The following is a 14,157-nucleotide window of genomic DNA, read 5'->3' on the forward strand; positions in this document are numbered from 1 at the left end:
CCTGAATGGCTACTGTCGGTCGTCATGCCTCGTTTCAGCGTCGTCGTGCCCGCGTACCGCGTCCAGGGCTACCTGCGGGAGTGCCTGGAGTCCGTACTCAGCCAGTCCTGCGGCGACTTCGAGCTGATCGTGGTGGACGACCGTTCGCCCGACGCGTGCGGCGCGATCGCCGCCGAGTACGCCGAGCGCGACGCCCGGGTTCGGCTGCTGAGCACGCCGGTGCACTCCGGGACGGGCGCGGCGCGCAACGCCGGGGCCGGCCGCGCCTGCGGCCGTCATCTGCTGTTCCTCGACGGCGACGACATCCTGCTGCCGGGTGCGCTGGAGGCCGTCGCGGACCGGCTCACCGCGGCCGGGGAGGCGGAGCCGGACCTGCTGCTCCTCGGGCACGACTCCATTGACTGGTGGGGAAACGTCCGGGCCGCCGGTGACTCACCCGGTGATCCGCTGGGGACGATCCCGGCGGCCTGCAACCGGTTGTTCCGGCGCGACTTCTTCGTACGGCACGGGCTGCGCTTCCCGGACGGTCCGTACGGGGACGTGCTGCCCGTCCACCGGGCCGCCCTCCTCGCCGCCCACAGCACGGCGGTCGTCGACGAGGTGTGCGTACGGCGGCGGGAGCGGCGCTCCGGCAGCATCTCGACGACTCCGGGCAGGCACCACTTCGCGGTGATCGAGCAGTACACGGACCTCCTCGCCGCCGTCCCGGACGCGGACGAACGGGCCCGAATCTTCCCGCACATGACCCGCCACCTGCTGGCCGTTCTCACGGATCCCCGCCGTATCACCGCCGCCGACCGCGCCGACTTCTTCCGGGCCGTCTCCCGCCACTACCTGACCAACCGGCCCGCCGGGCACCGGCCGCCGGCCGGCAAGGCGGGGGTCCGCCACCGGGCGCTCGCCGCCGGGTCGTACGCCGCGTTCCGGGCCGCGGAGTCCGCCGACAGCGGTATCGAGCAAGGGCGTTCGGCACTCGGCGCGGGAAAGCGGGCGCTGCGTCACCGGGTCCTGCGGGCCGCATACCGCACCGATCTGCACCGCGCTCTCGACCCGCACCTGGCCGTCTACGGCGCGTACTGGAACCGCGGGGTCTCCTGCAATCCGTCCGCCATCCACCGCAAGGTGCTCGAACTCGCCCCGCACGTCCGGAACGTGTGGGTCATCGGCAGCCGGTACCGGGACCGGGTGCCCGAGGGCATCGAGCACGTCATCGAGGGATCCCGCCCCTACTGGCAGGTGATGGCCCGCGCGACGTACCTGGTCAACAACTCCAGCTTTCCCGGGGGCTTCACCAAACGGCCCGGCCAGGTCTATCTGCAGACCCACCACGGCACACCGCTCAAGACGATGGGCCTCGACCAGCGCCGCTACCCGGCAGGCGCTCACGGCATCAACTTCGGCAAGGTCCTGGACCACGCGGACCAGTGGGACTACAGCCTCTCCTCGAACCAGCACTCCACGGAGGTCTGGGAGCGGGTCTACCCGAGCACGTACGAGGCGCTGAACCTGGGATACCCGCGCAACGACGTCTACTTCACCAGCACCGCCGCCGATATCGCCCGCATCCGCGCCGGCCTCGGCATCGCCCCCGGCACGCGGACGGTCCTCTACGCCCCAACTCACCGCGACTACCGGAAGGGCTTCCTCCCGAGACTGGACCTGGCGAGCTTCGCGGACGTGCTCGGCCCCTCCTGCGTCCTGCTCGTACGCGCCCACTACTACTACCGGTCCGTGGCCCGCGCCGCTCCCCGCCCCCGCGACGGCCGCATCATCGATGTCACGGACCACCCCAGCACCGAGGAACTTGCTCTCGCCGCCGACGTGTTGATCACCGACTACTCGTCCCTGCTGTTCGACTACGCCTGCCTCGACCGCCCGGTCGTCGTCTACGCCCCCGACTGGCAGGCATACCGGCTCTCCCGGGGCACGTACTTCGACCTGCTCTCCGGTCGTCCCGGAGACACCCCCGGCGCCCTCGCCACCAGCGAGCCCGAGCTCGTCGACCTGTTCCGCCAAGGCGGCTGGGACACGGACTCGACAGCGAAGCTGCGCGAGGCGTTCCGGGCCCGCTTCTGCCCGTACGACGACGGACGGGCCGCCGAGCGCGTGGTGCGCCGCGTCTTCGGGTGACCGTGATCAGTTCCAGTCCCAGTTCCCCTCCCAGGTCCAGGAAAGGGCCCTCATGCACAAGTCCGCTCATGACCAGATGGCGCTCTGCGTCACGGAGTACCTGCCGGCCGACCGGCGGCACCGGGTCGTCGACCTCGGCTCCCGGATCTCCGACGGGCAGAGCCGTACACACCGGGAGCTGCTGGCCGGCCACGACATCGAGTACGTCGGCGTCGACGTGCTCGACGGCCCCAACGTGGACGCGGTGATGACCAGGCCGTACCGCATTCCGGTGAGGACCCGCAGCGCCGACTGTGTGATCTCGGGTCAGGCCTTCGAACACATCCCGTTCTTCTGGGCGTCGATGCTGGAGATCGCCCGGATCCTGAGGCCCGGCGGCCTGGCCTTCATCACGGCGCCCTCCCGCGGCCATGTGCACGATGCGCAGGACTGCTGGCGGTACTACCCCGACGGTTTCCGGGCGTTGGCCGCGTACTCGGGGCTGCGGCTGCGCGAGGCGTACACCGACTTCCCGCCGATGAAGGGCATCCGGCACGACTACGCGGCCATCGACGCCGCGAACGCGTACTGGGGCGACAGCGTCGCCGTCTTCCAGAAGCCCGCCCGGAACAGGGTCCGTTCGACCGCCGCCGCCTTCGCGGTGCGGGAGCTGACCGTCTGGTGGGCGAACCGGGTCGGCGGGGTGGACCGCGTCCCGTTGCCCCGACCGTTGGAACGCCGAGTACGGCAGGTTGACGAAAAGTGACATACAGAACAACCCACGCGTACATTCCGTCGGCATGGCATGGCGAAACGCAGTGAACGGCGTACTCCAGCAACTCACCGGACATCAGCTCAGGCGCGTACCGGCGATCCCCGCTCCCAGGCCGGTGGAGGCGCCCGTGGCGCCGGCCCTGAAACCCCGGCCCAAGAAGGAACTCTCCTTCCCCAAGGACTACGACACCGAGGCGCAGGAGATCATCCGGGCCGTCAAGCCGCGGACGATGACCTCGCCGGAGAAGCTCAACGCGCTGATCTACGCGGTCCGTCACGTCGTCCGGCACAACATCCCCGGCGACATCGTGGAGTGCGGGGTCTGGCGCGGCGGCAGCATGCAGGCCGTCGCCAAGACGCTGCTCGCGCTCGGCGAGACCGGGCGGGACCTGCACCTCTTCGACACGTACGAGGGAATGACCCCGCCCACCGAGGAGGACATGCGGCGCGACGGCAAGTCCGCCGCGGAACTCCTCGCCGTACAGGGCAAGGACCGGCCGATCTGGGCGGTGGCCTCACTGGAGGACGTGCAGGCCGGATTCGAGGGCGTCCCGTACCCGGCGGACCGCATTCACTACGTGCGGGGAAAGGTCGAGGACACCGTGCCCCGGCAGGCGCCCGAGCGGATCTCGGTCCTGCGCCTGGACACCGACTGGTACGCGTCCACCCGGCACGAACTCGAATGCCTCTACCCGCGGCTGGTCAGCGGTGGCGTGCTGCTCATCGACGACTACGGGTACTGGCAGGGGTCGCGGCAGGCCACGGACGAGTTCCTGGAGAAGACGGGTGAACGGCTGCTGCTCCTCCGCATGGACGAGGGCCGTATCGCCGTGAAGCCCTAGGGGGTATCCGCCGGACGATGCCGTGCGATCCGGACGATGCCGTGCGATCCGGACGACGTCGTGAGAACGGACGAAGTCGTGTGCTCCGGACGGCGTCGGACGATCCGGAGGACACCCCACGCCCCTGAGACACCACCCACCCTGGAAGGACCGTGCGCAGCGCATGACGCCCCGCCTCTCCGTCGTCGTCCCCATCTACAACGTCGAGGACTACCTCGGCGACTGCCTGCGCTCCCTGGCCGGCCAGACCATGCCGGACTTCGAGGTCGTGATGGTCAACGATGGTTCGACGGACGGCAGTTCACGCATCGCCGCCCGGTTCGCGGCCGAGGACGAACGGTTCAGGCTGGTCGAGCAGCCCAACGCCGGGCTGGGCGCCGCACGCAACGCCGGGGCGGCCCTCGTCAGAGGCGAGTTCCTGGCCTTCGTCGACAGTGACGACGTCGTGCCGCCCGACGCGTACGCGCGCATGCTGTCCGCGCTCGACGCGTCGGGCTCCGACTTCGTCACGGGAAACGTCCTCAGGCTGCGCGCGGGCGGCGCGCTGGAACAGTCGCCGATGTTCCGCAAGCCAATGGCCAAGTCCCGCTCCCGCACCGGGGTGACGCGCGACTGGATCCTGCTCGGTGACCGGATCGCCTGCAACAAGGTGTTCCGCAAGTCCTTCTGGGACACCCACTCCTTCGCCTTCCCCACCGGCGTGCTCTACGAGGACATCGCGGTGGTCCTGCCGGCGTACTTCCTGGCCGGCGGAGTGGACGTACTGGCGGATGCCGTCTACCACTGGCGCGACCGGGACGGCTCGATCACCACGCGTCGCTGTGTTCCCCGGGGAGTCCGGGACCGGGTCACCGCGGTCTCCACGGTGAGCCGGTTCCTCGCCGAGCGCGCCGAACTGGGCAGCCCCGTCTGGGCCGAGGCCGGACGGCGTTACGCCGAGCACGTGCTCTCCGGCGACCTCTGGCTGTTCATCGAAGCCCTTCCCGAGGGCGACGCCGACTACCACCAAGCCTTCCTCCAGCACGCCAACGCCTTCGCCGACACGGTCGACCAGAGGGTCTTCGACGGTCTTCCGCTGCACCTGCGGGTGAAATGGCATCTCATCCGGGAGCGCCGTATGCCGGAACTGCTCGCTCTGCTCGCCTTCGAGAAGCTGGACCCGGGGACGTTCCGGGTGCGCGGCCGTGGTCCGCTCCGCAGACGCGCCGCGGAGTACCCGGTCCTCACCGGACGCCTGCCCCGTGCCGTCGCTGCCCTGAAGCCCGGTGAACTGCCGGTGACCGCGCACCTGACCGAAGCCGTCTGGCGGGACGGCAGGCTGCACCTCAAGGGCTACGCTTTCGTACGCAACGTGCCGGCCGACACCCGAGGAGGACCGGTCCGGCTGGGCTGGCTGCGTGCCGGGCGGCGGCACATCGTCCCGCTGCGCCTGAGCCGTGTCCCTATGCCCGCCGCGACGTACGAGTCCCGGCAGCGGCTGCACGGCTACGACTGGGCCGGCTTCGAGACGGTCGTCGACCCGCGCCGGCTCGCCCGTCGGACACCGCGCACCACCTGGCAGCTGGAGGTGGCGGTGACCGGCGCCGGCCGGCTGCGGCGCGGCCCGGTGCGGATGCCGGGCTCACCGGCCGTCCCCGCGGTGCACTACGTGGACGACGGCACCCGGGTGGTGCCCGTCCTGTCGGGCAACAAGGTCCAGCTGCGCGTCGAGCGGGTGCGTGCCCTGCTGACCGGCCACGCGGCGGCGGACGGCGCCGCCGTACGCGTCGAGGGGGTGCTCCTCGCCGGTTCCGGCAGCGCTCCCACAGCTCTGCGTATCGAGAACTGGTACACCAAGGCCGCCCACGACTTCCCGCTCACCCGGTCCGGGGACACGTTCGCCTCCGAGGTACCGCTCGCTGTGCTCGAGACCGGCGGACCGGACCGGCAGGCATCCGTACCCTGGGGCGTGCACCTCGTCCGGGCCGACGGCAGCACGCTGGTGGTGGCCGCCCGCGACGCCGGACGCCCCGGCCGCTACGGGCTCGGCGACGGCCGGGAGCTGTGCGTCACCGCCAACGCCACCGGGAACCTGGTGCTGTGCGACCAGACAGTGCAGCCCATCGCGGACTCCGTCTCCTGGACGCCGGACGGCCATCTGCTCCTGGAGGGCACCTTCCCGGGCGGCGGATCCCCGGAGCTGGTGCTGAGGCACAGCGCCCACCACGAGGAGGCGGCCTTCCCGGTCACCCACACGGAGGGCCGCTTCCGTACCGCCTTCCGGCCCGCCGCCGCCCCGACGGTCTGCGGGACGTCGCCACTGGCCGAGGGATGCTGGTACCCGTTCTTCCGCGTACCGGGGGAGTGCGACCCCGATCAGTACGTGCCCATGCGGCTGCGGGCGGACCAGCACCAGGCGGTCCCGCTCGCACGAACGCTGAACGGGCGGGAGTTCACCCTGACCCGGCGCTCCCACGACCGGCTGGTCCTGGAATCCGGCTCCGCGCTGCCCGCCGACGCGCGCGGCGCCCACCGGCAGCAGCAGTTGCGCGAGCGGTATGCCGGGCTGCGCCGCACACCGCTGCGGGACACCGTCCTGTACTGCAGCTTCGACGGCAGGCAGTACTCGGACTCACCGCGCGCGGTGCACGAGGAACTCGCCGGGCGGGGGCTTCCGCTGGAGCACCTGTGGACCGTGCGCGACCAGCAGGTGACCGTGCCGCCCAGCGCCCGGGCCGTCGCCCTGCACAGCGCCGAGTGGTACGAGGCGCTGGCCCGGTCCCGCTGGATCGTCACCAACACCCAGCTGCCCGAGTGGTTCGAGCGGGCGGCGGACCAGTTCGTCGTACAGACCTGGCACGGCACTCCGCTCAAGCGCATCGGGCGGGACCTGGCCGGCAGCGCCTGCGCCGACGCGGAGTACATCGCCTCGCTGGAGCGGCGGGCCGCCCAGTGGAGCGTCCTCGTCTCCCCGAACCGGTTCTCCACCCCGGTGCTCCGCCGGGCCTTCGGCTACACCGGTGACGTCCTGGAATGCGGCTATCCCCGCAACGACCTGCTGCACGCCGTCGACCGCGCCAAGGTCGCCGCCGCCGTACGGGAACGGCTGGCCATCCCTGACGGCAAGCGCGTCGTGCTGTACGCGCCGACCTGGCGGGAGGACCACCCCCGGCAGGGCGGCCGCTATCGGCTCGACCTGCAGCTCGACCTCACGGCCGCCGAGCGGGCCCTCGGCGACGGCCATGTGCTGCTGGTCCGCAGGCACTACCTGGTCGGCGGGACCGTGCCGGGCAGCGGCCAGGGCTTCGTCCGGGACGTCTCGCGGTACCCGGACGCCGCCGAACTCCTGCTGATCAGCGATGTACTGGTCACCGACTACTCCTCGCTGATGTTCGACTTCGCGCACACCGGGCGTCCGATGCTCTTCCACACCTACGACCTGGAGCACTACCGCTGCACCCTGCGCGGCTTCTGCTTCGACTTCGAGGCGCAGGCGCCCGGTCCGCTGTTCGCCGTCGCCTCCGGCCTGACCGAGGCGCTGCGCTCGCCCGCCGCCGCCACCGCCGGCCACGCCGACGCCTATGCCCGTTTCCGGGAGACCTTCTGCGACTTCGACCGGGGGGACGCCTCCGTCCGGGTCGCCGATCTGATGCTCGGGGGAGGCCGGTCATGACCGACGTGGAGATGAGCTGCCTGGTCACCGGCGGTCCCGGTGGCCCGGCCGCCCTGCGCGCGGCCGTCGCCTCCGTACTCGCGCAGACCTTGCGCGCCACCGAGGCGGTGCTCGCGGTCGACGCCTCGGACGAGGCCGTGCGGGTGGAGGCAGCGGTCCTCGCCGCACGCCACCCCGGCCGGGTCCGCACGATCGTCGCCGGGGCCCGGACCGGACCCGCCGGCGGCCTCGGGGCCCTGCGCAATCTCGCGCTCGCCGAGGCGCGCGGCCGATACGTGCTCGTGCTCGGCGAGGACGAGCAGCTGGAGGACAACGCCTGCCGCAACCTCTGGGAGGCGGCGCGGCGCACCGGCGCCGATCTCGTCGCCGGCCGCTGGTCGCAGTCCGACGGTCCTTCGGCCAAGGAGAAGGTCCCCGCCCCGCTCGGGGAGCTGTACGCCCGCTCGCGCACGGTCGAGGACATCGTCGACGTGCCCGAACTCCTCGTCCGGGACGCCCTGGTCGCCGGATTCTGTCTGCGCCGCGAGTCCGTGGAGCGCCACGGACTGCGCTACGCCGAGGACCTCGCGTACAGCGAGATCCTCTTCGGTGCCCGGGCTGCCACCACTGCCCGCGCCCTCACCCTCGTACCCAATCTGATCAGCCGGGGCCGCACCGCCCCCGACCCGGGCCATGACCTCGCGGGTCTGGTCGAGGCGCACGACAGGGTCGGCCGTCTGCTGGTGCGCCAGGGCCTGACCGTCCTGCGAGACGCGCGAGACCGGGCGTTCGTCACCGACCGGCTGCTGCCGCTGGCGATGACGTTCGTGACCCTCGGCCGCGCCGAGCGCGCCAGGATCGCCGCGGAGACCGCCGCACGCCTCGCGGGCCGGCTCGATCCCCAGCTGTGGCAGGCGCTACCGCCGGTCGAGCGGGTCTGCGTACAACTGCTGGTGGAAGGCGACCCGGAGGGAGTACGGGACGCCGCGTACGCCCTCGCCCGGCCCGGGACGGTCGTCTCGCCGCTGACCGAGTCGGACGGGCGGGTGTTCTGGCGTCCGGGCGCGGCGGACGAGCCCCGGTCGCGGGCCGCGTTCGACGTCACGGAACTGGGGTTCCAGCACCTGTCCTTCGCCCGGATGCGGCTGCTGAACCGGCTCACCGGCTGCCGGCGTGAGGGCGACCGGCTGGTCCTCGAAGGGAGGCTGGTGCTGCCGCTGGGCGCACTCTCCGACCTGTCCCGACACGCCCCGGCGCTCCGGCTGGACTTCCTGGTGCGCGACGGAGGCGACCGCAGCTTCCGCGCGCCCGTCGAGCAGGTGCGCCACGAGGACACGGCGCTCTGCTGGCGGGCCACTGTCAATCTCGCCGGGCTGCTGCGGGCCCGCGGTCTGGGCGACCCGGTGTGGGACGCCCGGCTGGTCCTCGAAACGGACGGGGCCGAGATCGTCACCGATCTCCTCGCCGAACCCGGACTCGTGGCGGAGGCCGGCACGTTCCCCGCCCGGCCCCGGCTCGGCAGGCTGTGCGGGGACACCTGGCAGCCTTATGTGACGGCGAAGCACCACCTGGCGGTCAGGCTTCGGGCCCAGCGACTGCCCGCCCGCGCCACCCGCGCCCTGCTGCACTACGCGACCCACTTCCGGCCAGCCCGTGCGCTCAAGCGTCTGCTGAAGGCGGTCCGCAGGAGGTACGACCGGTTCGGCTCGCAGGCCGTCAAGGCGCGCGTGTACCACCGCTGGTTCTGCCGACTGCCGGTACGGCCCGGAACGGTCGTCTTCGAGAGCCATATGGGCGGCTGCTACGGCGACAGTCCCCGCGCCGTCTTCGAGGAAGTGCGCCGGCGCGGGCTGCCGCTGCGCTGCTTCTGGGCGTACGCCGCCGCTTCGCCCGCCGGATTCCCCGCGGACGCGCACCTGGTGCGCCGCTGGTCGTGGCGGTATCTGTGGGCGCTGGCCCGTGCCGAGTTCTGGGTCGACAACCAGGGCTTCCCGCCCGCCCTCGCCAAGCGGCCCGGCACCACGTACGTGCAGACCTGGCACGGCTCGGCGTACAAGCGCATGGGCTTCGACGAACTCCGCGTACGGACCCAGAACGCCCCGCAGCGCCTCAGGCTGGAACAGGCCGTGAGCCGATTCGACCACTTCCTGGTGCGCTCCGAGCACGACGAGCGCACCCTCGCCCGCGCCTTCCGCATCCCCCCGCACTCCCTGCTGCGCACCGGCTACCCGCGCAATGACGTGCTGCTCGCCGCCAAGGCCCGGGACAAGGCGGAGGGCCGTTTCCCGCGGCCCCCGCTCGCCGCGGCGCTAGGGATCGAGGACCACCGGAAGGTCGTGCTGTACGCGCCGACCTTCCGGGGGACGCCGGGGCGCGGCAGACGCCGCGCCGGCCCGCTGCCGCTCGACATCAGGCGCTTCGCCGAGCACTTCGGCGACACCCACGTCCTGCTGGTGCGGGCGCACTACCTGGACGCGGCCGAGCTGCCGCCGTGCCCGCCGGGCTCGGTGGTGGACGTGTCCGCCCACCACGACGTGAGCGAGCTGCTCTGCCTGGCCGACGTGCTGATCACGGACTACTCGTCCGTGATGTTCGACTACGCGCTGCTGGACCGGCCGATCGTGCTGTTCGCGCCCGACCTCGACGCCTACACCGCGGCCCGGGGCGGTTACTTCGACCTGCGCGCCGGGGCCCCGGGCCCGGTCACCGAGACCGAGGACGAGCTGCTGAAGGTGGTGGCGGAGCTGAAGGCGACGGACCTCGCGCACCAGGAGGCACGGCGGCGCTTCGCAGCGGAGTACGGCAGTTACGACCGGGGCGACGCGGCACGCGTCGTCGCCGACCTGCTGGTGACGAGGAGGCCGGTCAAGTGAACGCCGGACGCGATGTGTTCATCCTGTCCAACTCCACCGACGAACTGGGCGGCGTCACCGTCTGGACGCACCAGATGGCCCGGCTGTTCCGGAGCAACGGCCACCGGGTGCACGTCATCGGCATCCACGAGGCAGAGCCCGGGCAGTCGCTGCCCGTGCCCGCCGATTACCCGGTGACCGCCCTCTATCCGGCCCATCCGCCCACGCCGTGGGTCCCCAGGACCCTGCGCGACCGCTGCGACCCCGCCGCCCGCCGGCGCGAGGCCGGCCGGGCCGCGGCCAAGCGGCGTGCGGTGACCCGGCTGACCGGGCTCTTCCGTACGGCCCGGCCCGGCGCCGTGCTGATCGTCACCCAGGTGTGGGCGATGGAGTGGGTGCGGGAGGCGGACACCTGCGGGATGACGGTCATCGGGATGAGCCACGAGTCGTACGCCTACTCGCGCGCCTGCCACCGCTACCGCTGGATCAGGAACAACTACGCGTCGGTGGACCGCTGGCTGGTGCTGACCCAGGAGGACGCCGACACCTGGATCGGTGACGGCATGAACAACGTCGGTTCCATGCCCAATGCCCTGCCCCGGCTGCCCGAGGTGCCCTCCCCGCGCACCGAGCGGGTGGTCGCGAGCATCGGCAGGTTCTCCGACCAGAAGGGCATCGACCTCCTGCTGGAGACCTGGGCGCAGGTGGCCCCCCAGCGGCCGGACTGGCTGCTGCGGCTGTACGGCGCCGGCGAGGACGAGAGGGACCTGCGGGCGCAGTGCACGAGCCTCGGCCTGAACGGATCGGTTCAGTGGATGGGCCGGACCGGCGATGTCGCGGGCGCCCTGGCCGGCAGCTCGGTGTTCGTACAGTCCTCGCGCGGCGAAGGGTTCCCGCTGGCGCTGATGGAGGCGATGGCGAGCGCGGTGCCGTGCGCCGCCTTCGACTGCGCGCCGGGCGTACGGGAGATCGTGCGGGACGGCGAGGACGGGCTGCTCGCCCCGGCGGGCGACACGGAGGCGCTGGCCGGCCGGCTGCTGCGGCTCACCGGCAACCCCCGGCTGCGGGATCGCATGGGCGAGCGGGCGCGGGTGAACGTCCAGCGGTTCGCCGAGCCGGAGGTCCTCGACCGGTGGGAGGAACTGTTCGCGCTGCTGGAGCGGTGAGGCGCGTCGCGCCGGAACTCGCAACTCCCGGGTCAGACTTGTCCGACATGCCTTGGACACCCCCCGTTGGCGACAGCGACACCAATCCGGCAATGGGAGTGTTGCAGGCTCCTCTCACGTGACTACCAGCACCCCTTTGCGAACCCTTGACCGACGCAGATTCCTTGCCCTGGCGGGCGGCACCCTGGGCGTCCTCGCCGCGGGACAGCTCACCGAGGCACTCTCGGCGCGAGCCGCGGAACTGGATCCGGCCCCCTTCACGCTCGGCGTCGCCTCCGGCGATCCCGACCATCACAGCGTCGTCCTGTGGACCCGCCTCGTGCCGGACCCCCTGAACGCCGAGACCGGCGGCATGCCCGCGGCGCCCGTCGAGGTCCAGTGGGAGGTGGCGCGCGACGAATCGTTCCGTCAGGTGGTCGGACGCGGCTCGGTCACCGCGCTGCCCGAGTCCGCGCACACCGTGCACGTCGTCGTCGACGACTTGGCGCCGAACCGCTGGTACTGGTACCGCTTCCAGTACGACGGGATCCACAGCCGCACCGGCCGGACCCGTACCATGCCGTCGCCCGGGACGAAGGCCGACCGCATGCGGTTCGCGTTCGTCTCCTGCCAGTCCTGGACGGGAGGCGCCTACCCCGCCTACCGCGATCTGGCCGAGCAGGAACTCGACTTCGTGCTCCACCTCGGCGACTACATCTACGAGACCTCGAAGGGGAGCCTCACCGAGTTCCGCCGGCTGCACGCCCTGTACAAGACCTCCCCGGACCTGCGCGCCGCGCACGCCCGCTTCCCCTTCATCCTCACCTGGGACGACCACGAGGTCCAGAACAACTACGCGGCCGACGTCCCCGGCGGCGCCGGGGACGGCCGCCCCTTCCTGGAGCGCCGCGGCAACGGCTACCAGGCCTACTACGAACACCTCCCGCTGCGGCCAGAGCAGCGCCCCGAAGGCCCGGACGCGGTGATGTACCGCCGGCTGCGTTTCGGCAGGCTCGCGGAGTTCAGCGTGCTCGACACCCGCCAGTACCGCACCGACCAGGCGTACGGGGACGGGCGCAAGGAGCCGGGTCCCGAGGTCTGGAATCCCACCCGCACGATGACCGGTCCCGAGCAGGAGAAGTGGCTCCTGGACGGTCTGGACCACTCGAAGGCCCGCTGGAACGTCATCGCCCAGCAGACCATCATGGCCGCCTTCGACTACGACCTCGGCCCCGGGAAGATCGTCAACCTGGACCAGTGGGACGGATACGCGGGGGCGCGGGCCCGCATCCTCGACTTCGTCGCCGACCGCCAGGTCTCCAACCCCGTGGTGCTCGGCGGCGACTGGCACACCCACTGGGTCAACGACCTCAAGACCGACTTCGACGACTCGAACTCCCCGGTCGTCGCGACCGAGTTCGTCGGAACATCGATCTCCTCCGGCGCGGGCTGGGACGCGGACGTCCGGGCGGGCCTGGTCGCCAACCCGCATGTGAAGTTCTACAACGGCAGCTACCGCGGCTATGTGATGTGCGAAGTGACCCCCGAGCGGTGGCGCGCAGACCTGCGGATCGTCCTCAAGGGCGGCGAGGCGGGCTCGCCCGCCTTCACCCTCGCCGCCTTCGAGGTGCGGGACGGCATACCCGGCGCGAAGCGGATCGACGCCGGCGACGGACTCGTCGGCCGCATCACCGACCGGGTCACCGGCGCCCCGCTGACCAACGTCCAGGTCACGGTCACGGCGGCGGACGGCACCCGCTTCGCCACCAGCACCACCGACGCGACCGGCGAGTACCTCGCCTTCGCGCCGCCCGGCGAGTACACGGTCGCCGTCAACGGCGTCGGCTACGAACCGGTGACGGCCAAGGCGACCGTGCGCCAGGGCGTCCAGACCCGGGGTGACGTGGCTCTGGTGCGCGCCACGGTCCGGGCGGGCACCGGCCGCTCGGTGCCCGGCCCGCAGTCCCAGGCGACGGCCTCGGACGTGGTGCTGTCCAACAACCTGCTGGCGCTGTCCGTCTCGGCCGGCTCCCAGGACCCGCAGCTGCCCGGAGTGACCCTCGGCAAGCCGCTGGACCTCGCGGCCATCGGTCATCTGGACCAGCTGGACTGGATGAACCTGCCCTACGCCTCGGCGGCGCAGCCCCGCGGCTCCAACGCCTGGCAGCAGCTGACCGTACGCTCCACCGCCCTGGAGGTGCTCTCCGCCGAGGGCCCGGCCGCCTCGGCCCGGAGCACCGGGATGAGCACCCAGGTTCCGGACCTCGAGGTGGTCACCACCTATTCGGTCCGCCAGGACGACCCCTGGGTCACCGCCGAGAGCACCTTCACCAACCGCGGTACCGAGGCTCGCACCTTCTGGGTGGGCGACGTGCTGGACCACGACGGCGCCGGCCAGCGCAGCGGCGTCGCCGGCCACGGCACCGTGACCGCCTCGGAGCCGGCCGACTTCACGCCCACGGCGCCGTGGATCGGCATGACCGGTTCGGACGGGCAGACGTACGGCCTGCTCTACGACGAGCCCGGCTTTACCGCGTACGCCTGCGGAATCTGGGTGATGAGCCAGCGCCGGGTCACGCTCGACCCGGGGGCCGCGTTCACCCTGCGCCGCAGGATCGCCGCGGTCCGCAACGGTGGTGCGGCCGACCCGTTCGCGGTGCTCGCCGGGCTCTGATCCGGTCGGCGGCGCCGGTCGGAAGAGCGAACACCCCGATGTCACGGCCAGCAGCACCACCGCGACGGCTGCCTCCGCCAGTACGGAGCGGCGCAGTCCGGTCCGCTCGGCGTCGGCGTCGCGGATCCGC

7 protein-coding genes are annotated in these 14,157 nt (G+C 71.9%); all 7 read left to right on the forward strand.

The features are described 5' to 3' along the window. The first annotated feature begins 24 nt into the window (after positions 1-24). Complete coding sequence (locus AB0M62_RS30185) at positions 25-2,130, forward strand: bifunctional glycosyltransferase family 2 protein/CDP-glycerol:glycerophosphate glycerophosphotransferase (protein WP_366077503.1); 2,106 nt, start codon at positions 25-27, stop codon at positions 2,128-2,130. Between the two features lie 52 nt (positions 2,131-2,182). Further along, complete coding sequence (locus tag AB0M62_RS30190) at positions 2,183-2,875, forward strand: methyltransferase domain-containing protein (RefSeq protein WP_366077504.1); 693 nt, start codon at positions 2,183-2,185, stop codon at positions 2,873-2,875. 34 nt (positions 2,876-2,909) lie between these two features. Beyond that, positions 2,910-3,725 carry a TylF/MycF/NovP-related O-methyltransferase gene (locus AB0M62_RS30195; protein WP_366077505.1) on the forward strand — a complete coding sequence of 272 codons (816 nt, stop codon included), beginning with the start codon at positions 2,910-2,912 and terminating at the stop codon, positions 3,723-3,725. A 163-nt stretch (positions 3,726-3,888) separates the two neighbouring features. Next, complete coding sequence (locus tag AB0M62_RS30200) at positions 3,889-7,377, forward strand: bifunctional glycosyltransferase family 2 protein/CDP-glycerol:glycerophosphate glycerophosphotransferase (protein WP_366077506.1); 3,489 nt, start codon at positions 3,889-3,891, stop codon at positions 7,375-7,377. Beyond that, the gene (locus tag AB0M62_RS30205; RefSeq protein ID WP_366077507.1) at positions 7,374-10,229 is read left to right on the forward strand and encodes a CDP-glycerol glycerophosphotransferase family protein; all 2,856 of its coding nucleotides are present in this window, start codon (positions 7,374-7,376) and stop codon (positions 10,227-10,229) included. Before AB0M62_RS30200 ends, AB0M62_RS30205 begins: the two co-directional genes overlap by 4 nt. After that, a complete protein-coding gene (locus AB0M62_RS30210; protein WP_366077508.1) occupies positions 10,226-11,374 on the forward strand; it encodes a glycosyltransferase in 1,149 nt (382 codons plus the stop codon). Before AB0M62_RS30205 ends, AB0M62_RS30210 begins: the two co-directional genes overlap by 4 nt. 118 nt (positions 11,375-11,492) lie before the next feature. Further along, the gene (locus AB0M62_RS30215; RefSeq protein ID WP_366077509.1) at positions 11,493-14,027 is read left to right on the forward strand and encodes an alkaline phosphatase D family protein; all 2,535 of its coding nucleotides are present in this window, start codon (positions 11,493-11,495) and stop codon (positions 14,025-14,027) included. The last annotated feature ends 130 nt before the right edge of the window (positions 14,028-14,157 follow it).

It is taken from the genome of Streptomyces sp. NPDC051219 (genome assembly GCF_040682335.1).
Classification (GTDB): Bacteria; Actinomycetota; Actinomycetes; order Streptomycetales; family Streptomycetaceae; genus Streptomyces.